The organism is Variovorax boronicumulans NBRC 103145 (assembly GCF_001591345.1).
Taxonomy (GTDB): Bacteria; Pseudomonadota; Gammaproteobacteria; order Burkholderiales; family Burkholderiaceae_C; genus Variovorax; species Variovorax boronicumulans.
In genome coordinates this window covers 25,778-44,977 of record NZ_BCUS01000011.1, presented here as the reverse complement: position 1 = coordinate 44,977, position 19,200 = coordinate 25,778, and the positions used below count along the sequence as shown (strand labels likewise).

Annotated in this window: 21 protein-coding genes; 5 read left to right on the top strand and 16 right to left on the bottom strand. The window is 66.9% G+C overall.

Annotation, left to right across the window (positions count from 1 at the left end; genetic code table 11):
* Positions 1-3 precede the first annotated feature (3 nt).
* From VBO01S_RS05320 to lexA, 6 genes are all read right to left on the bottom strand, one after another.
* Entirely contained in the window at positions 4-783 is a 780-nt protein-coding gene (locus VBO01S_RS05320) for an oxepin-CoA hydrolase, alternative type (RefSeq protein WP_062471537.1), read from the bottom strand.
* 11 nt (positions 784-794) lie between these two features.
* Positions 795-2,315 (bottom strand): 3-hydroxyacyl-CoA dehydrogenase, encoded by a 1,521-nt coding sequence (locus VBO01S_RS05315; protein ID WP_062471534.1) that lies wholly within the window; start codon positions 2,313-2,315, stop codon positions 795-797.
* Between the two features lie 133 nt (positions 2,316-2,448).
* Positions 2,449-3,609, bottom strand: coding sequence for an MFS transporter (locus VBO01S_RS05310; RefSeq protein WP_062471531.1), 1,161 nt, complete (start codon positions 3,607-3,609; stop codon positions 2,449-2,451).
* A 4-nt stretch (positions 3,610-3,613) separates the two neighbouring features.
* The gene (locus VBO01S_RS05305) at positions 3,614-4,621 is read right to left on the bottom strand and encodes a D-2-hydroxyacid dehydrogenase family protein (RefSeq protein WP_062471528.1); all 1,008 of its coding nucleotides are present in this window, start codon (positions 4,619-4,621) and stop codon (positions 3,614-3,616) included.
* 167 nt (positions 4,622-4,788) lie between these two features.
* Positions 4,789-5,172 carry a hypothetical protein gene (locus VBO01S_RS05300; protein WP_062471525.1) on the bottom strand — a complete coding sequence of 128 codons (384 nt, stop codon included), beginning with the start codon at positions 5,170-5,172 and terminating at the stop codon, positions 4,789-4,791.
* A 144-nt stretch (positions 5,173-5,316) separates the two neighbouring features.
* Complete coding sequence (gene lexA / locus VBO01S_RS05295; protein WP_062471522.1) at positions 5,317-6,000, bottom strand: transcriptional repressor LexA; 684 nt, start codon at positions 5,998-6,000, stop codon at positions 5,317-5,319.
* Between the two features lie 73 nt (positions 6,001-6,073).
* Here lexA and VBO01S_RS05290 point away from each other — a divergent pair, with 73 nt between their 5' ends.
* A complete protein-coding gene (locus VBO01S_RS05290) occupies positions 6,074-7,060 on the top strand; it encodes an asparaginase (protein WP_062471519.1) in 987 nt (328 codons plus the stop codon).
* Positions 7,061-7,090: 30 nt separating this feature from the next.
* On the opposite strand, the gene adk is transcribed toward VBO01S_RS05290, so the two are convergent.
* The 7 genes from adk to VBO01S_RS32635 form a co-directional block, all read right to left on the bottom strand.
* Entirely contained in the window at positions 7,091-7,747 is a 657-nt protein-coding gene (adk, locus tag VBO01S_RS05285) for an adenylate kinase (protein WP_062471515.1), read from the bottom strand.
* Positions 7,748-7,882: 135 nt separating this feature from the next.
* Positions 7,883-8,656, bottom strand: coding sequence for a 3-deoxy-manno-octulosonate cytidylyltransferase (gene kdsB, locus VBO01S_RS05280; protein WP_062471513.1), 774 nt, complete (start codon positions 8,654-8,656; stop codon positions 7,883-7,885).
* Positions 8,653-8,835: a Trm112 family protein gene (locus VBO01S_RS05275; protein WP_013541700.1), complete on the bottom strand. Its 183-nt coding sequence runs from the start codon at positions 8,833-8,835 to the stop codon at positions 8,653-8,655. The genes kdsB and VBO01S_RS05275 overlap by 4 nt, the downstream gene beginning before the upstream one ends.
* Positions 8,816-9,811 (bottom strand): tetraacyldisaccharide 4'-kinase, encoded by a 996-nt coding sequence (gene lpxK / locus VBO01S_RS05270; RefSeq protein WP_062471510.1) that lies wholly within the window; start codon positions 9,809-9,811, stop codon positions 8,816-8,818. Before lpxK ends, VBO01S_RS05275 begins: the two co-directional genes overlap by 20 nt.
* Positions 9,812-10,237 carry an ExbD/TolR family protein gene (locus VBO01S_RS05265; RefSeq protein WP_062471507.1) on the bottom strand — a complete coding sequence of 142 codons (426 nt, stop codon included), beginning with the start codon at positions 10,235-10,237 and terminating at the stop codon, positions 9,812-9,814. It abuts the gene before it with no gap.
* A 145-nt stretch (positions 10,238-10,382) separates the two neighbouring features.
* Positions 10,383-11,015 carry a MotA/TolQ/ExbB proton channel family protein gene (locus tag VBO01S_RS05260; protein ID WP_062471504.1) on the bottom strand — a complete coding sequence of 211 codons (633 nt, stop codon included), beginning with the start codon at positions 11,013-11,015 and terminating at the stop codon, positions 10,383-10,385.
* Positions 10,933-11,235, bottom strand: coding sequence for a hypothetical protein (locus VBO01S_RS32635; RefSeq protein WP_169805023.1), 303 nt, complete (start codon positions 11,233-11,235; stop codon positions 10,933-10,935). The genes VBO01S_RS05260 and VBO01S_RS32635 overlap by 83 nt, the downstream gene beginning before the upstream one ends.
* 92 nt (positions 11,236-11,327) lie before the next feature.
* On the opposite strand from VBO01S_RS32635, the gene xseA reads away from it, so the two are divergent.
* Both xseA and VBO01S_RS05250 read left to right on the top strand, forming a co-directional pair.
* Positions 11,328-12,641 carry an exodeoxyribonuclease VII large subunit gene (xseA, locus tag VBO01S_RS05255; RefSeq protein ID WP_062471502.1) on the top strand — a complete coding sequence of 438 codons (1,314 nt, stop codon included), beginning with the start codon at positions 11,328-11,330 and terminating at the stop codon, positions 12,639-12,641.
* 50 nt (positions 12,642-12,691) lie between these two features.
* The gene (locus VBO01S_RS05250) at positions 12,692-13,273 is read left to right on the top strand and encodes a superoxide dismutase (protein WP_062471499.1); all 582 of its coding nucleotides are present in this window, start codon (positions 12,692-12,694) and stop codon (positions 13,271-13,273) included.
* Between the two features lie 69 nt (positions 13,274-13,342).
* On the opposite strand, the gene VBO01S_RS05245 is transcribed toward VBO01S_RS05250, so the two are convergent.
* The 3 genes from VBO01S_RS05245 to VBO01S_RS05235 form a co-directional block, all read right to left on the bottom strand.
* Positions 13,343-13,813: a DUF192 domain-containing protein gene (locus tag VBO01S_RS05245; protein ID WP_082548869.1), complete on the bottom strand. Its 471-nt coding sequence runs from the start codon at positions 13,811-13,813 to the stop codon at positions 13,343-13,345.
* Between the two features lie 91 nt (positions 13,814-13,904).
* The gene (locus VBO01S_RS05240; RefSeq protein ID WP_062471496.1) at positions 13,905-14,090 is read right to left on the bottom strand and encodes a hypothetical protein; all 186 of its coding nucleotides are present in this window, start codon (positions 14,088-14,090) and stop codon (positions 13,905-13,907) included.
* 153 nt (positions 14,091-14,243) lie between these two features.
* The gene (locus VBO01S_RS05235) at positions 14,244-14,582 is read right to left on the bottom strand and encodes a hypothetical protein (RefSeq protein ID WP_062471494.1); all 339 of its coding nucleotides are present in this window, start codon (positions 14,580-14,582) and stop codon (positions 14,244-14,246) included.
* A 219-nt stretch (positions 14,583-14,801) separates the two neighbouring features.
* Between VBO01S_RS05235 and icd the strand changes: the two genes are divergently transcribed.
* Both icd and tssH read left to right on the top strand, forming a co-directional pair.
* On the top strand, positions 14,802-16,061 hold the full coding sequence (gene icd / locus VBO01S_RS05230) for an NADP-dependent isocitrate dehydrogenase (protein ID WP_062471491.1): 1,260 nt from the start codon (positions 14,802-14,804) through the stop codon (positions 16,059-16,061).
* A 361-nt stretch (positions 16,062-16,422) separates the two neighbouring features.
* A complete protein-coding gene (tssH, locus tag VBO01S_RS05225; protein ID WP_062471489.1) occupies positions 16,423-19,128 on the top strand; it encodes a type VI secretion system ATPase TssH in 2,706 nt (901 codons plus the stop codon).
* The last annotated feature ends 72 nt before the right edge of the window (positions 19,129-19,200 follow it).

The window sequence follows — 19,200 nt, the reverse complement described above, 5'->3', positions numbered from 1 at the left end:
GCGTCACTCGTAGCGTGGCGGTGTCTTGTCGAGGAACGCGGCGATGCCGATGCCCGCGTTCGCGTGGTGCAGGTTGCGCACGAAATGATCGCGCTCCTGCGATAGCTGCGACGCCAGCGTGGCGCCGCGCGCGTCGCTCAGCAGCTCCTTGATACTGGCCAGCGAGTTCGGCGCGCGCGCGTTCAGGCGGGTGGCCAGGGCCAGCGCACCGGCCAGCGCCTGTCCGCTGTCGGTGAGCTCGTTGACGAGGCCGAAGGCATGCAGGCGCGCGGCCTCGATGCGCTCGCCGTTCATCAGCCATTCGCTCGCCAGCTGGCGCGGCAGCGCCTGCCCGAGGTGCCAGCTGAGGCCGCCGTCGGGCGACAGCGCCACGTTGCTGTACGAGGCCGCGAACACGGCGTCGCGCGCGGCCACGACGAAGTCGCAGGCCAGCGCGAGCGAGAAGCCGGCGCCGGCCGCCGCGCCCTCGACGGCCGCGATCACCGGCTTGGGGAAGGTGCGGATCGAGTCGATCCAGTTGTGCAGGCCCTCGATGCTCTCGGCCTGCACCGAGCGGTCGAGCTGGCGGTTGGCCAGCAGCCGCTGCAGCGAGCCGCCGGCGCAGAACCAGGCGCCTTCGCCCACGATGACGACGCTGCGGATCTCGTCGCTGCTCTCGGCGCCGTTCAGCGCCTCGATGCCGGCGGCATAGATCTCGGGGCCCAGTGCATTGCGCTGGGTCGGGTTGACGATGGTCAGCACCATGGTGCTGCCTTCGCTGGTGCTCTTGAGTTCGGCGGTCATGGTGTGCGTGCTTATTCTTCTTCGTGCAACAGGCTCAGGCCCAGCGCGCCGCGGCGGCGCAGCCACGGACTCGGGCGATAGCGCGGGTCGCCATACACGGTCTGCAGGTTGAACAGCACCTCGAGCATGTTGGTCGGTCCGTAGAGGTTGCCCATGGCGAGCGGGCCGCGCGGATAGCCCAGGCCCAGCTGCACGGCGGTCTCGAGGTCGGCCGGCGTGCACACGCGCTGCTGGCACATGTCGGCGGCGATGTTGACGATGGCGCCGATCACGCGCTGCGTGACGAAGCCGCCGCTGTCGCGGATGACGCTCACGGCCTTGCCGTCGCGCGCGAACAGGGCATGCGCGGCGTCGCGCACGTCGCGGCGCGTGGCCGGGTTGGTGGCGAGCACGCGGCGCTTGGTGGCGGCGTCGTCGATCAGCATGTCGATGCCGACGGTGCGCGTGGCGTCCAGCCGCTCGACGGCCGCGACCGTCGTCACGTCGAAGCCCAGCGGCGCGACCAGGATGATCGACTGCGGTGCGGGAGCGCTGCCGCTGTCGATCTGCGCACCCAGCGTGTTCACCAGGCGCAGCAGCTCGGCGCGGCGCGCGGCGCGCGGCGACACCCAGACCGCGGGCGTGCCTTCGATCACCGGCGCCGGCGCTTCGGGCGTTTGCTGCATCACGCCGTTGTCGTAGCGGTAGAAGCCTTCGCCGGTCTTGCGGCCCAGCGCGCCGGCGGCCAGGCGCTGCGCGGTGATCACGCTGGGTCGGAAGCGCGGCTCTTCGAAGTACTGGTGGTAGATCGACTCCATCACCGGGTGCGACACGTCGAGTGCCGTGAGGTCGAGCAGCTCGAACGGGCCGAGGCGAAAACCCGCCTGGTCCTTCAGGATGCGGTCGATGGTGGCGAAGTCGGCCACGCCTTCGCCGACGATGCGCAGCGCCTCGGTGCCGTAGCCGCGGCCCGCGTGGTTGACGATGAAGCCGGGCGTGTCCTGCGCCTGCACGGCGCTGTGGCCCATCTGCGTGGCATAGCCGGCCAGCTTCTGGCAGACCTCGGGCGAGGTCTTGAAGCCCGCCACCACCTCGACCACCTTCATCAGCGGCACGGGGTTGAAGAAGTGAAAGCCCGCAAAGCGCGCGGGGTGCTGCAGGCCGGCCGCGATGGCCGTGACCGACAGCGACGAGGTGTTGGTGACCAGCGTGGCCGTGGGCGCGACCACGTCTTCGAGCTCGCGGAACAGCGTGCGCTTGACCTCGAGGTTTTCGACGACCGCCTCGACCACGAGGTCGCAGCCCGCGAGCGCCTGCATGCCGTCGACCGCCTTCACGCGCGCCACGTAGGCGTCGCGCGTGGGGGCGTCGATCTTGCCCTTCTCGTGGAGCTTGTTCCATTGGGCGGCGAGGGCCTCGCGGCCACGCTCGGCGGCGTCTGCGAAGCTGTCGAGCAGCAGCACTTCGCTGCCGGCCTGGACGGCGATCTGCGCGATGCCGCGCCCCATGGCGCCGGCGCCGATCACGCCGATTCGGGGGTAGTTCACTGTCATGGGATCAGGGTTCTCATGGGTTGGTGGGTGTCTGGGGCGGCCGCGCCGGCGCGGGTGCGCGACACGGACGAAAGCTCCGATTTTGCAATCTCGCGGGAGGCCCGCGCCCCGGGTGTTACGCGGGGCATCGGATTCAGGCCGGGCGGCGGCTGCGGTCGATGGCGATGCTCAGTCCCATCGCCAGCAACATCAGTGCAAAACCGACCCGGCTCATCCACTCGGTGGCGTCGTTCGCCAGCAGCCAGCCGCCCAGCGCCGCACCCAGGGCCTGGCCGATGTAGATGCCCGAGCTGTTGAGCGCCACCGAGCCCGGCGCCAGGGCGGGCGCCAGCCCCACGAGGCGCGCCTGCTGCGAGGAGTTGGTGGCAAAGCAGCCCAGACCCCAGGGCACGAGCACCACGGCGAGCCATGCCAGCGTGCTGGCCAGCGGCCACAGCAGCAGGCTCAGCGCGATCAGCCCGGTCGTCAGGAGCACCATGCGCCCGGCGCCGACGCGGTCGATGTAGCGACTCACCACCATGTTGCCCAACAGGCCGAAGGCGCCGAACAGCGCCCACATCAGGCTCAGCGTGTTGGCATCGGCGCCGAAGCCCTGCTTGAGCAGCGGGCCGAAATAGCTGAACAGCACGAACTGGCCGACGCCCTGCAGCGCCGTGACCGACACGATGCCCATCAGCACCGGGCTGCGCAGCACGCGCGACCAGGCGGCGGCCGTGAGCGCGGCGGGCCGGATGCCGTTGGGCAGCGTGAGCCAGACCGAGGCGGCGCTCACGACGCTGAGCGCCGCGATGGCCATGAAGGCCATGCGCCAGCCCAGGTGGCCGCCGATCAGCGCGCCGATCGGCAGGCCCAGTACCGAGGCCACCGACCAGCCGAGAAAGACGAAGGTGACGGCGCGCCCGCGCTGCTCGGGCGGCACCAGCATGCCGGCGCAGGCCGCGGCCTGGGGCGTGAAGATGGCGGGCGCGATCACCGTCAGCATGCGCACCGGCAGCAGCGCGCCGAAGCTGGGCACGAGCGCCGCGGCGACGTGCCCCGCGGCGTACCAGAGCAGGGTGAGGGCCAGCAGCTTGCGGCGGTCCCAGCCGGCGACCGCGGCGGCCAGCAGCGGGGCGCCCAGACACATCACGAAGGCGGCCGCGCTGATCAGCTGGCCTGCGGTGGCGACCTTGATGGCCAAGGAGGCGCTGATCTCATTGAGGGTGCCCGGCACGACCATCACGCCCGTGCCGATCACGAAATTGCCGGCCAGCAGCGCCCAGAGCGCGCCTCGCTGCGGCGCGGGCCGGCTCATGCGTTCACCGCCGGACCTGCAGCGCGCCGGGGTTCACGATGTTCGTGGGATTGCCCTTGATGAAGCTCACGACGTTGTCGAACGCCTGGCCGAAGTAGCTTTCGTAGCTTTCCTGCTCGACGTAGCCGATGTGCGGCGTACAGATGCAGTTCTCGAGGCGCAGCAGCGCATGGCCCTGCAGCGGCGGCTCGCTCTCGAACACGTCGATGGCCGCCAGTCCGGGACGGCCGCGGTTGAGCGCAGCCAACAGGGCGTCGGCCTCGACCAGCTCGGCGCGCGAGGTGTTGACGAACAGCGCCGTCGGCTTCATGCGCGAGAGGTCTTCGAGCTTGACGAGACCCTGGGTGTCCTCGTTGAGCCGCAGGTGCACCGACAGCACGTCGGCGGCGGCAAAGAATTCGTGGCGGTTCTGCGCCACCTGGAAGCCGTCGGAGCGCGCCTTGGCGCAGCTGGCCTCGCGGCCCCAGATCACCACCTGCATGCCGAAGGCCTGTCCGTAGCGCGCCACCAGCTGGCCGATGCGGCCGTAGCCCCAGATGCACAGCGTCTTGCCCTTGAGCACCGAGCCCACGCCGAAATTCGGCGGCATCGACGCCGACTTGAGGCCCGACTGCTGCCAGGCCCCGTGCTTGAGGTTGCTGATGTACTGCGGCAGGCGGCGCATGGCCGCCATGATCAGCGCCCAGGTGAGTTCGGCGGGCGCCTGCGGCGAGCCCGAGCCCTCGGCCACCGCCACACCGCGTTCGGTGCAGGCCGTGACGTCGATGTGGCCGCCGACGCGACCGGTCTGGGAAATCAGCTTGAGCTTGGGCAGCTTCTCGATCAGCTGGCGGGAGATCTGGCTGCGCTCGCGGATGAGCACGATGACGTCCGCATCCTTGAGGCGAACCGACAGCTGACCGATGCCTTTGACCGTGTTGGTGTAGACCTTGGCGGCGTAAGCGTCCAGCTTGGCAGCGCACTGCAGCTTGCGCACGGCGTCCTGGTAGTCGTCGAGGATCACAATGTTCATGGCATGCCATTGTGCCTCGCAGCATCGGCACGTCGCACGTGTGAACGTTTGGATACCCGGTGCCGGATGCCGGCCGGAAGGCCTGTTTCAGGCCGATTCCCGTGAATCCGCCGTGCGCATGAGGGGCGCACAGAGTGCGCAGGCACGGCGGGTTCGTTTGCACCTTCTCAGTGCAGGTGGCTGGGGCGGGGCGCGCCGCTGCCTGTTTCCGCGGCTTCCAGTGCGGCGAGCCGGTCGAGCTCAGCGCACACGTCGGCCATGCGGCCGGAAATCACGACCCGGTTGGCGCAGCCGCGCTGCGTGCCTTGGCGGTCGACCACGCGGACCACGCGCAGCGGACGGGCGGGTGCTGCGGCGGCGGATGGCGAACTGGCAGGTGCGGAGCCGCCAGCGGGGCGCGCCGTGCAAGCGGGGCGGATGGACACGTAGCGCAGGCCAGCGGCAGCGTCGCCGCTCTCACCGTGCGACGGGCGGCGGGCGGGCATCCAGCGGGTGGCCAGCGATTGCAGGGGCGACCAGAGGTCGGCGATGGCGAGGAGGGCGATTCCCATGTGAACTCCAAAAAAGTATGAGGTTGAACACAGGCAGGATTTCTTGAATCGGCCACGACAGGGTGATGGCGACTTTGCGCCATACGCCCGCCACCTGTCGCGGCCGGATGAGGTGCTGCTGCGTGTGGGCAGCAGGCCCGGGGCCTACATCAGCATCGTGTTGCGGATGAGGCCGACCGCAAGGCCTTCGATCTCGAAGGGCTCGCCGGGCTGGACGATGATGGTCGGGTAGTCGGGGTTCTCGGCGTGCAGTTCGATCACCTGCTTGTTGCGCTTCAGGCGCTTCACGGTGACTTCTTCGCCCAGGCGTGCCACCACGATCTGGCCGTTGCGCGCTTCCTTCGTGGCCTGCACGGCAAGCAGGTCGCCGTCCATGATGCCGGCGTCGCGCATCGACATGCCGCGCACCTTGAGCAGGTAGTCGGGTTGGCGCTGGAAGAGCGTGTTCTCGACGTAGTAGGTCTGGTCGACGTGCTCTTGCGCAAGGATGGGCGAACCCGCCGCCACGCGGCCGATGAGCGGCAGCGCGAGCTGGGCCATGCCGGGCAGCGAAAGCGAGAACTGGTTGCCTTCGCGGTGGCGCGTTTCGTGGAGCGAGCGCAGCGCATCGCCCTTGAGGCGGATGCCGCGCGAGGTGCCGCTGACGAGTTCGATCACGCCCTTGCGGGCCAGGGCCTGCAGGTGCTCCTCGGCGGCGTTGGCCGACTTGAAGCCCAGCTCGTTGGCGATTTCGGCGCGCGTGGGCGGCGCACCGGTGCGTGCGATGGCGCCCTGGATCAGGTCCAGGATCTGCTGCTGGCGGGCGGTAAGCTTCACTGCGAACTGCATAGTGGTTTCCTTGCGGCACTGGCTAGATATCCAGTACCTGTATTTTTAACCAGTTTTCAAAAGTTGACAAGCCATGACTCATTCCTCTTCGTCCGGGACGCGCCGCGTGGTCGTGCTGGGCACCGGCGGCACCATTGCCGGCAAGGCCGCCAGCAGCGGCGACAACATCGGCTACACCGCCGGGCAGGTGGCCGTGGCGGACCTGCTGGGTGGCATCGAGGCGCCGGCCGGCGTGACGCTGGTGGCGGAGCAGGTCGCGCAACTCGATAGCAAGGACATGGACGCCCACACCTGGCGCGAGCTGGCAGCGCGTTGCGCGCACTGGCTGGCGCAGCCTGATGTGGCCGGCATCGTGATCACGCATGGCACCGACACACTGGAAGAGACCGCCTTCTTCCTGCACGACGTGCTCGCGCCGGCCAAGCCGGTGGTGCTGACCTGCGCGATGCGTCCGGCAACGGCCCTGTCGCCCGATGGTCCGCAGAACGTGCGCGACGCGCTAGCGGTGGCCTCGACGCCCGGCGCGCAGGGCGTGACCGTGGTGTGCGCGGGCACGATCCACAGCGGCCTCGATGTGCAGAAGGTGCACACCTACCGCCTCGATGCCTTCGCGTCGGGCGATGCGGGGCCGGTCGGCTATGTGGAAGAGGGTGAAGTGCGGCGCGTGCGTGCGTGGCCGCAGGGAGCGCCGTTCGATGCGGCGCGGCTGGAGGCGGTATCGAAGCCGTGGCCCCGCGTCGAGATCGTCATGAGCCACGCGGGCGCGAGCGGTGCGATCGTGGAGGCGTTGCTGCTCCCGTCGGCTGAGCCCTTGCGCGGCCTGGTCGTGGCCACGACCGGCAACGGCACCGTGCACCACGCGCTGGAAGCCGCGGCGCTGAAGGCGCAGGACGGTGGCTTGGTGGTGTTGCGCGCCACACGCTGCGCGAACGGACGCATCCTGCCGAAACCCGGTGACGGGCTGCGGGATGCGGGCGCACTCACGCCGGTGAAGGCGCGGGTTGCGCTGGTGCTTGAACTCTTGGGAGTGGCCGCCCTGCCGGAGTCGGAGGGCGGCTAGGAGAAAGAGGCTGACGAATCAGCCGCTGAATCAGCTGTTCAGTGCGGCCAGGGCGCGCTGCGTGATCTCGTCGACCGTGCCCACGCCCTGGATGGCGCGGTACTTCGGCGCGGCGGCCGGGTCGGTCTTGGCCCAGGCCGAGTAGTAGTCGACTAGCGGACGGGTCTGCTGGCTGTAGACGTCGAGCCGCTTGCGCACGGTCTCTTCCTTGTCGTCTTCGCGCTGGATCAGCTCTTCACCGGTCACGTCGTCCTTGCCTTCCACCTTCGGCGGATTGAACTTGACGTGGTAGGTGCGGCCCGATGCCGGGTGTGAGCGGCGGCCGCTCATGCGTTCGATGATGTCGCCGAAGGGCACGTCGATCTCGAGCACGTAGTCGAGCTTGACGCCGGCCGCCTTCATGGCGTCGGCCTGCGGAATGGTGCGCGGGAAGCCGTCGAACAGGAAACCGCCGTTGCAGTCGGGCTGCGCGATGCGTTCCTTCACGAGGTTGATGATCAGGTCGTCGCTGACCAGTGCACCCGAATCCATGATCGTCTTGGCCTGCAGCCCGAGGGGGGTGCCTGCCTTGACCGCGGCGCGCAACATGTCGCCGGTGGAGATTTGGGGAATGCCGTATTTCTGGCAGATGAAGGTCGCTTGCGTGCCTTTGCCTGCTCCGGGCGCGCCCAGCAAAATAAGTCTCATGGTGTCCTCGGAAGGTTCTTAGATTTTGTGTCGCGCCCCATGCGCGCCCTCAGGCGCGCCGAGGCGGAATTGCATCGAGGATAGCATGCGTCCCCGTGACAAATTGCCGCCGTCTCCCTCGGGGCGGCCTGCAGCTCACGCAGGCGAGCCGGCCGCGAAGACGGCGCGCACGCGTGCCAGGTCTTCGGGCGTGTCGATCCCGGGGCCCGGTGCGACATCGCTCACATGCACCGCGATGCGGTGCCCATGCCACAGCGCGCGCAGCTGTTCGAGCGCTTCGGTGGCTTCGACGGGTGCTGGCGACAGCAACGGAAATTGCCGCACGAAGCCCGCGCGATAGCCGTAGATGCCGATGTGGCGCAGCGGTGCGGGGCTGGGCAGCACCGTGGGCGCCGCACCGCCCGAAGAACCGTCGCGCCACCAGGGGATCGGTGCGCGGCTGAAATAGAGCGCATGGCCTTGTGCGTCGAGCACGGCCTTCACCACGTTCGGGTTCATGAAATCGGCCAGCGAGTCGATCGCGTGGACGGCGGTGCTCATCGCGGCCTGCGGTCGCGCGGCCAGCGTGGCGGCGACGGCGTCGATCAGCGCGGGGTCGATCAGCGGCTCGTCGCCCTGCACGTTGACGACGATCGCGTCACCGTCGAGTCCGAGCTGTTCGCAGGCTTCGGCCAGCCGGTCGGTGCCGCTGGGGTGGTCCTGGCGGGTGAGCAGGGCCTCGACGCCGTGCGCCTTGCAGGCGTCGATGATGGAAGCGTCATCGCCGGCCACCACCACGCGGGTGGCGCCGGACTGGCGGGCACGTTGTGCCACGCGCACGACCATCGGCAGCCCGGCGATGTCGGCCAGCGGTTTGTTGGGAAGTCGCGTCGAAGCCAGCCGGGCCGGCACCAGAACGGTGAAGCTCACAGGCCCAGCTCTTCGTCGGACAGCGTGCGGGCCTCGTTCTCGAGCAGCACCGGGATGCCGTCGCGCACCGGGTAGGCCAGGCGCGCGCTGCGCGAGCAGAGTTCCTGCTTCTCGGCGTTCCAGGTCAGCGGGCCCTTGGTGACGGGGCAGACGAGCAGTTCAAGCAGCTTGGTATCCATCGAGCGATGATAGCTTCGCGTCGAGGGCGGCGAAGAACGCCGGCGAGGGTTCGAAGTGCAGTGGCACGGCGAGCGCGTCGGGCGCCTGGTGCCAGAGCTTGACGGCGTCTTTTTCCGTGCAGACGAGGGGCAGGGCGGGACCGGCTGGTCGTTGCCAGCCGCTGAAATCGTGGTGGTCCGGCAGCGCGAGGGTGTCCGCGAGCGTGAGGCCGTGCGCGCGCAGCATCGTGAAGAAGGCCTCCGGCCGCGCGATGGCGGCGAGCGCGATCACGGGCTGGCCGGCGAGCGTCTCGAGCGGGATGCGTCGGCCATCCTTCGCGAGGGCGTACGGCGCCAGTTCGCGGGTGGCGGTGTAGCCATCGGCGAAGGCGGGCCGCTCGCCGCTGTGCAGCAGCAGGTCGCAATGGCGCGGCCACGGCTCGCGCAGGGGGCCGGCCGGCAGCAGCCAGCCGTTGCCGACACCGCGGTCATCGAACACGCAGATCTCGATGTCGCGCGCCAGCGCCAGATGCTGCAGGCCGTCGTCGCTGACGATGACCTGCGTGGCCGGGTGCTGCTCGAGCAAGGCGCGTGCGGCCTCGATGCGCTGCCGGGCCACGAAGACCGGCGCGCCGGTGGCATGGTGGATCAGCGCGGGTTCGTCGCCGACGTCCTGCGGATCGCTGTCGGCGTGGACCTCACGGCAGTCGTCGGTGCGGCGGCCATAGCCGCGCGACACCACGCCCACCCGCAGGCCACGCGCCTGAAGGTGGCGCACGACGGCCATCACGACCGGTGTCTTGCCAGCCCCGCCCGCGATCACATTGCCGACCACGATCACGGGTACCGGCACGCGTCCGGTTTTCTGCCAACCCCATCGGTAGAAGGCGCGCCGCAGCGCAAAGAGGGCGCCGTAGACCTGCGACAGCGGCCACAGCAGGCAGGCCAGCGCACCGCGGCGCAGCCAGGCATCCTGCAGCCGCGCGCCGGTCGACACTCAGTGACCGGCCTGGGCCGTCGACTGGGCGGCGAAGGTGATCTGCATCAGGCCGGCACGGCGTGCGGCCTCCATCACCGTCACCACGGCCTGGTGCGGGCTGGCTGCGTCGGCGCTGATGATCACGACGCTGTCCTTGCCGCCGGTGGCGGCGGCGCCGAGCGCGGCGGCCACGGTGTCGACGCTGCGGTCCGCCAGCGGCGACTTGTTGATCACGTAGCGGCCGTCGGCCGACACCGCCACGATCACCTCTTTCGGGTAGTCGCGCTGGGCGTCGACGTCCGCGGTCGGCAGCCGCAGCTGCATCTCGGTGAACTTGCTGTAGGTGGTCGACAGCATCAGGAAGATCAGCACGACCAGCAGCACGTCGATGAACGGGATCAGGTTGATCTCCGGCTCGTCGCGCGCGCCGTGGCGAAACTGCATGCGGCCCCGAGTCATAGGCTCACCCCCAGGCTGCGCGCACTTCGTGTCGCTACGCCAACCCCCTTCCGGGGGCGACACCTGCGGCCCGGCGAAGCCGGTTCCGTGGTGTCCCTGGTGTGGCGGCCGTCGGTTGCTGCGATGGCCGTCATTTGCGAAGTGCGTTCAAGTGGCGCGCGAAGCGCTCGCCCGAGAGTTCGAGGTTCAGCAGGTACTCGTCGACGCGGCTGCGGAAGTAGCGCCAGAAGATCAGCGTCGGAATGGCCACGATCAGGCCGAAGGCCGTGTTGTACAGCGCGATCGAGATGCCGTGCGCCAGCTGCGCCGGGTTGCCCGAACCGACGGCACCGCTGCCGGGCGACTGCGAGCCGAAGATCTCGATCATGCCGATCACCGTGCCCAGCAGGCCGAGCAGCGGCGCCGCCGAGGCGATGGTGGCCAGCGCCGGCAGGTAACGTTCGAGCTTGTGCGCCACGGTGCGGCCCGCGGCCTCCATGGCGGCGCGCAGGTCGTCTTCGGTGCAGCGCGGGTTGGCGTTCAGCGCGCGCAGGCCGGCGGCCAGCACCTGGCCGAGCATCGAGTTGCTTTCCAGTTTGGTCACGACATCGGGGCCGGGAACCGCGCCGCGCGACACGGTGATGGTCTCGTCCAGCAGCTTCGGCGGCAAGACCTTGACGGTCTTCAGGCTGGTGAAACGTTCAATGACCAGCGCGAGTGCGATGACCGAACAGGCGAGCAATGGCCAGATTGGCCAGCCCGCGGCAACAATGATGGAAAACAAGAAAATCCTCCGGCCCGTAGACTGCAAATGCGCGGCGATTATCCACCGAGCCACCATCGGCTCGCGGCTTGTTTGCGTGTCGGCAAGGACGCACAGATTCTGTGGATAACTTTGTGATTAACCCATCGCGCAATGCCGCCGAACCCGCATGGGACGGGCTTTCCGTTAGATCGATTGAATTTTGAGCAGCACTTTTTTTAATGAAATCAACAGCTTGCACGAGAACTCGTGCATCTGTTCCAGCATACCCCTCCAAAGTGGGGGGCGCGGCGCCCGTTGTGGAAGAGTGGCGCTCGGCGGTGGAGGGGCGCGATGAGCTTCAGGGAGCTGAATGCCGCGCCCGGGCCGCGCGTGTGGGCCGTGGGCGCGCTGTGCCGCGCGGTGGCCGATGCGCTCGATGCGCGCTTCAACCCGGTCTCGGTGCGCGGGGAAATCTCTGGTTTCTCGCGTGCGTCGAGCGGTCATTGCTATTTCTCGCTCAAGGACGAATCCGGCCAGCTGCGCTGCGCGATGTTCCGCCGCGCGGCCGGCCTGCTCGACTTCACGCCGCGCGACGGCGACCAGGTCGAGGTGCGTGGCCGGCTGGCGGTGTACGAGCCGCGTGGCGATCTGCAGCTGGTGGTCGAAAGCCTGCGGCGCGCGGGGCAGGGCGCGCTGTTCGAGCAGTTCCTGCAGCGCAAGGCGCGCCTCGAAGCCGAGGGCCTGTTTGATCCGGCGCGCAAACGCGCGCTGCCCTCCATGCCGCGTGCCGTGGGCGTTGTCACCTCGCTGGGGGCCGCGGCGCTGCATGACGTCGTGACCGCGCTGCGGCGGCGCGTCCCACATATTCCCGTGGTGCTGGCGCCGGCGGCAGTGCAGGGCGCCAACGCGCCGGCCGAACTGGTGCGCGCCTTGCAGTCGCTCTACACGCTGGAGCCGGCCGTCGACGTGATCCTGCTGGTGCGCGGTGGCGGCTCCATCGAGGACCTCTGGGCCTTCAACGACGAAACGCTGGCGCGCACCATCGTGCAGAGTCCCGTGCCGGTGATCAGCGGCGTGGGGCACGAAACCGATTTCACCATCGCCGATTTCTGTGCCGACCTGCGCGCGCCGACGCCGACGGCTGCCGCCGAACTCGTCAGCGCGCCGCGCGACCTGTGGCTCGGCGCGCTCGACCTGCTCGACGAGCGGCTCGGCGATGCGCTGGGCGGGCGGCTCGACGTGCTCGGCCAACGGCTGGACCAGGCGGCCGCGCGGCTGGGCCGCCCGTCGGGCCTGGTCGCGCGCCAGCAGTTGCGGCTGGCGCACCACGCGCAGCGGCTGCACTACGCGGTGCTGTCGCGCCGGGAGCGATTGGCGCAGGTGCCGCAGGCCATCGCCACCGATTTCTCCACGAAGTTCGCGCGCTCGCTGACGCAGCGGCGCGAGCGGCTCGAACGCGTGGCCCTGCGCCTGCGGCTGCTCGACCCGGCCCTGGTGCTGCAGCGCGGCTATGCCTTGCTGACCGACGGCGAAGGCCGCGCGGTCGTCAGCGCGGGCAGCCTGCAGGCCGGCGATGCGGTGGTCGCGCGCCTTTCGGATGGCTCGGTCGACCTGACCGTGACGCCCGGCGGAGCGACGGGAACGCGTCTGACGCCGCCCCCCTGATTACTTCCTAGAATCCTTCATTCCCCACAACCAACCCACGAGAAAAAACCATGGAACATGTGCTCCCACCCCTGCCGTACGCCATCGACGCACTGGCCCCCGAGTATTCGAAGGAAACGCTCGAGTTCCACCACGGCAAGCACCACAACGCCTACGTGGTGAACCTGAACAACCTGCAAAAGGGCACCGAGTTCGAAGCGATGACGCTCGAAGAGATCGTCAAGAAGTCCAGCGGCGGCATCTACAACAACGCCGCCCAGATCTGGAACCACACCTTCTTCTGGAACTGCATGAAGCCCCAAGGCGGCGGCGCCCCGACCGGCGCGCTGGCCAAGGCCATCGACGCCAAGTGGGGCAGCTACGACGCCTTCAAGGAAGCCTTCGTGAAGTCGGCCGTGGGCAACTTCGGCTCGGGCTGGACGTGGCTCGTGAAGAAGGCCGACGGTTCGGTGGACATCGTGAACACCGGCGCCGCCGGCACGCCGCTGACCACCGCCGACACCGCGCTGCTGACGGTGGACGTGTGGGAACACGCGTACTACATCGACTACCGCAACCTGCGCCCGAAGTTCGTCGAAACCTTCCTGGCCAAGCTGGTGAACTGGGACTTCGCGGCGAAGAACTTCGGCTGAAGCCGGACCTGGCGCTCGCCATGAAAAAAGCCGACCTGCGGGTCGGCTTTTTTGCTGGCGCTCAATTGCTCAGCGCTTGGCGGCCGAGAACAGCTCTCCGCCGAGCTTGGCCCCCTTCTTGATGTTCTTCTTGGCGAACCAGCCCTGGTTCATCTCGAGCACGTAGCGCACCGGCTCCTCGGAGCAATGAGAGTTCTCGGTCATCGGCTGCATGTCGACCAGGTTGACGATACGGCCGTCATCGGCCACGAAGGCGGCGGTCAGCGGCAGCAGGGTGTTGCGCATCCAGAAGCACTGCGTGGCCGGCTGCTCGAAGACGAAGATCATGCCTTCGGCCTGCGGCATCGTCTTGCGGAACATCAGGCCGATCTCGCGCTCGCGGGGCGATTGCGCCACCTGCGCATCGATCTTGTAGAGGCCGACCGACAACTGCGTGCGTGCCAGATCGGTTTGGGGTTGCGGTTGGATTTGCTGCTGCGCGTGGGCCGGCGCCAGGAAGGACGCGGACACCAGAAGCAGCGCGGCGAGACGCTGAAACATCGGATGACTCTTTCGGGGCTGCGACACACGAGGTCGGCCCGTGACCAATAAAAATGCCCGCTGAAGCGGGCATTGCCGGGAGCTCGAAAGCTTACACCTTCTTGGCGGCGGCGTGGGCCTTGGAGACGTGGCGCACCTTGTGCTTCTTGACCGTGTGCTTGGCCTTGGCCTTGTGGACGGCGGGAGCGGCCGGCGCTGCGGGCGCGGGTTCGGCGGCTTGGGCGAATGCACCGGCGGCGAAGAGGCCGGCGACCAGGGCTGCGATCAGCTTGTTCATGAGAAATCCTTTGAGATTGTTGATATGGATCACCTCCCTGCGGAAGGCCTCCATTCAACGGACCTCAAGAACCCCGGTTGACAGTGGTTGAACAAAACTACGAACGAAAAAAAGCGCTCCGGAGAGCGCTTTTCTTAGGGGGGACAGACCAGCTTACTTGGCGCCGGGCATGTCAGGCGTGCCGCCTTGCGTGGCCTTGCGCTTCACGCTGCCGTCCTTGTTGCGACGACGATCGTCGCGGGTCTTGGCGCGCTTTTCGCCGGCAACGCCAGCCTTGTCGGCCCCGAAGGCGCCGCCTTCAGGCGTCTTGGCGATGTCGCCAGCAGCGGGAGCCACTTGGCCAGCAGGCTTGGCTTCCTTCTTGGCTTCAGCGCGAGCTTGCGGCTTGCTGTTGGTCGCGTTGCCTTGTTCGGGCGTGGTACCGGCCGGGTTTTGGGCGTACGCGCCAGCGGCGAACAGGCCAGCGATCATGACTGCGAGAAGTTTGCTCATTGATGATTCCTCTATCGAGAATTGGTTGGAAACGCCTCCCGGCGAGCAGAAGGTCAGCCAGTAACGGGCTCTATCGCCCTACGGTTGACAATTGTCCGCTGATGGGTTGCGTCTAAAATGTACAGCGATTTGTTAGCGCGCTGTACAGCGATTCCCCCTCGCTGTCTGAATTCGCAGACAGTCGTTCGAATTACGTCACTCCCGGAGTCAAGCCCCCTCATGTCCAGCTATCAGCACATCAAAGTCCCGACCGAAGGCCAGAAGATCACGGTCAACGCTGACAATTCGCTCAATGTGCCCGATCAGCCGATCATTCCGTTCATCGAAGGCGACGGCACCGGGCTGGACATCACGCCGGTGATGCTCAAGGTGGTGGACGCCGCAGTGGCCAAGGCCTACGGCGGCAAGAAGAAGATTCACTGGATGGAGGTCTACGCCGGCGAGAAGTCGACCAAGGTCTACGGTCCCGACGTCTGGCTCCCCGAGGAAACCCTGCATGCAGTGCGCGACTACGTGGTGTCCATCAAGGGCCCGCTGACCACGCCCGTCGGCGGCGGCATCCGCTCCCTGAACGTGGCGCTGCGACAGGAACTCGACCTGTACGTCTGCCTGCGACCCATCCAGTACTTCGAAGGCGTGCCCAGCCCGGTGCGCGAGCCGCACAAGACCAACATGGTCATCTTCCGCGAGAACTCGGAAGACATCTATGCCGGCATCGAGTTCGAAGCCGAAAGCGACAAGGCCAAGAAGCTCATCAAGTTCCTGCAGGACGAGATGGGCGTCAAGAAGATCCGCTTCCCCAACACCTCGGGCATCGGCGTCAAGCCCGTCTCGCGCGAAGGCACCGAGCGCCTCGTGCGCAAGGCCTTCCAGTACGCGATCGACAACGACAAGCCCAGCGTGACCCTGGTCCACAAGGGCAACATCATGAAGTTCACCGAAGGTGGCTTCCGTGACTGGGGCTACAACCTGGCCGCCAAGGAATTCGGCGCCGAGCTGATCGACGGCGGCCCTTGGATGAAGTTCAAGAACCCCAAGACGGGCAAGGAAATCACCGTCAAGGACAGCATCGCCGATGCGTTCCTGCAGCAGATCCTGCTGCGTCCCGCCGAATACAGCGTGATTGCCACGCTGAACCTCAACGGCGACTACGTCTCCGACGCGCTGGCCGCACAGGTTGGCGGCATCGGCATCGCACCGGGCGCGAACCTGAGCGACACCGTCGCCATGTTCGAAGCCACCCACGGCACGGCCCCCAAGTACGCCGGCAAGGACTATGTGAACCCGGGTTCCGAGATCCTGTCCGCCGAAATGATGCTGCGCCATATGGGCTGGACCGAAGCGGCCGACCTGATCATCAGTTCGATGGAAAAATCGATCGCCAGCAAGAAGGTCACCTATGACTTCGCGCGCCTGATGGACGGTGCGACGCAAGTGAGCTGCTCTGGCTTCGGTCAGGTCATGATCGACAACATGTAATTGCGATCGCTGACGTCGAGAAACGTCAGACCCTTATCAAGCCCTCGAGCTTCCGAAAGGACTCGAGGGTTTTTTCTTGCTTGTCGCCCTCGCGATATTGTTAGTGAATTACCTCCTTTGTGCTCTGAACGTAAGGAGAGGCGGGCAAACATCACAGATCAATAGGCTCCGTCTTTCGTTTAACCATTGGTAGAAACTGTGCTGTGTTTGCCTCGCGGCGAGCCGCCAGAATCGCGCCCATTCCAAGAAGCATAGGGGGGCGCGAAGTGGGGAAAAAGAACGCAGGAATCTGCCCGGCAACAGGGGGCCTCGCAGACGACTCGATCGAACAGGGCGTGCACGCTGCACGGCAGATCGCGCAATGACGATCTCTCGGCGAGCGCTGTTCGGCAAGCTCAATCTCACCTTGTTTCGCGGCATCGAATCCGCCACTGCATTTGCCAAGCTGCGTGGCAATCCCTATGTCGAACTGACGCACTGGATTCATCAGCTCTGGCAGCTCAACGACAGCGATCTGCACCGCATCTGCCGGCACTATCAGATCGACGCGCAAGCCATCGAGAGCGACTTCGCATCGGCCGTGTCCAGCTTGCCATCGGGTGCCACCTCGCTGACCGATTTTTCCAGTCACATCGAAGCTGCCATCGAGCGCGCCTGGGTGCTCTCGAGCCTCGAGTTCGGCGCACATTGCGTGCGCGGTGCTTGGTTGTTTGCTGCGCTGCTTCAGACGCCTGACCTGCGGCGCGGGCTTCTTGGCATCTCGCCTGCATTCCAGCGAATCCCCGCAGATCAACTGACGGAGGCCATTGGTGCCATCGTGGCCGGCTCTCCCGAAGGGCAGGAAGGACCGCACGATGGCTCCGGTCTGCCATCAGCGCTGCCTGGTGAAGCCAGCGCCGCGCTCGCCGATGCTGCGTTGGATGGAAAGTCGGCGTTGCGGCGCTACTGCACGGATCTGACCGAGCGCGCGTCTCAAGGGCAGATCGATCCGGTCATCGGGCGCGGACACGAGATCCGCACGATGGTCGACATCCTGCTGCGTCGCCGCCAGAACAATCCCTTGCTCACAGGAGATGCGGGCGTCGGCAAGACCGCGGTGGTCGAGGGGCTCGCGTTAGCCATCGCGCAAGGCGAGGTTCCTCCCGATCTGAAGAACTGCCGCCTGTGGAGCCTCGATGTCGGAGCCCTGTTGGCCGGCGCAAGCATGCGCGGGGAGTTCGAGTCCCGCCTCAAGGCCTTGCTGGAAGAGGCGGGCAAGTCGGTGCAGCCTGTCATCCTCTTCATCGATGAGGTCCACACCTTGGTCGGTGCGGGCGGGCAATCCGGAACCGGCGATGCCGCCAACCTGCTCAAGCCAGCGCTTGCACGAGGAACCTTGCGCACGATCGGTGCCACCACCTGGAGCGAGTACAAGCGCCACATCGAGAAAGACCCGGCGCTGACGCGACGCTTTCAGACGCTGCAGGTGGCAGAGCCCGACGAGATTGCTGCGATCGAGATGGTGCGTGGCCTTGTCGCGACCTTTGCCGAGCACCACGGCGTGCTCGTGCTCGATGAGGCTGTGCGCGCCGCCGTGACGCTGTCGCATCGCTACATCCCTGCACGCCAGCTGCCCGACAAGGCGATCAGTCTCGTGGACACCGCATGTGCGCGCGTTGCCATGTCGCTTCACACGCCGCCCTCTGAAGTCGAGCAATGGCGGCACCGCATCGCGGCCCTCCAGGTCGAGCTCGAACTGCTGGGTCAGGAGGGTGTCGTTGCCCAGGGGAGTGATGCGAGAGCGCTGCGCCTCGACGCCGCCCGATCTCAACTCGATGCCGCGCAGCAGGCGTTGACCCTGCACGAAGTGCGATGGCAAGACGAGCTTGCACTGGTTCGCACGATTCATGGATTGCGGACAAAGAAGAGGGAGGAGGCGAAAGAGCTGAGCTGCGCCGAGGGGGATGCATCCTCGGCGCAGCTGGAGGCCCTCGAACTCGAGCTTGCCGCGCACCAGAAGGAGTTGCCTCTGATTTTTCCCCAGGTGGACGAGGCCGTGGTGGCGGGCATCGTGGCCGATTGGACCGGGATTCCCGTGGGGCGGATGGTCACCGACGAAGTCGCGGCAGTCGTTGCGCTTCAATCACGGCTGGAAGCGCGCGTGATCGGCCAGGGGCCTGCGCTCGCAGCGATCGCGGAGCACATGCAGACGGCGCGGGCGCGCCTGACGGATCCGAACAAGCCGGTGGGTGTATTCCTGCTGGCCGGCCCTTCGGGTGTGGGCAAGACAGAAACGGCATTGGCGCTGGCTGAGGCGATGTATGGTGGTGAGCAGAACCTCATCACCATCAACATGAGCGAGTTCCAGGAGTCGCACACGGTCTCGACCTTGAAAGGCGCGCCTCCGGGTTATGTCGGCTACGGTGAGGGTGGCGTGCTCACGGAGGCCGTGCGCCGAAAGCCCTACAGCACGGTCCTGCTCGACGAGGTGGAAAAAGCTCACCCGGATGTGCACGAGATCTTCTATCAGGTGTTCGACAAGGGGTGGATGGAAGATGGGGAAGGGCGTCGTGTCGATTTCCGAAACACCACGATCCTGTTGACGAGCAACACCGGTGCTGAACTCATCGCTGCTCTGAGCGAAGACCCCTTGTTGACGCCCGATGTCGAGGCCCTGCGTGATGCACTCCAGCCGGCGCTGCGAACGGTCTTTCCTGCGGCCTTCCTTGGTCGGTTGACCGTGGTGCCTTACCTGCCCTTGGCCCCGGACGCACTGCGCGACATCGTGAGCTTGCACCTGGATCGCGTGGTCGAGCGCATGCATGCGCAGCATGACATTGCGTTGGACTACACGCCTGCGCTGCTCAATGAAATCGTCGGCCACTGCGGTGCCTACGAAACCGGGGCTCGCCGTCTGATCGGTTTCATCGAACAACGTCTCCTGCCGATTCTTTCCCGGCAATGGCTGGATGCCCTTCAAGCGCGGCAAAAGATCCGGCGCATGACTGCCGACGTGAAGCCGAGTAACAGCGCCAACCCAGCTTTGCAAGGAGGAGGCGCCATCGTCTGTCACACCGAGTTCGCCTGAGTCCAGCGAGCCATCTCGTTGGCGCAGGAGATGCGTCGTTGCCTCCGAAAAGGCGCGATGCCAGGTTCTTGT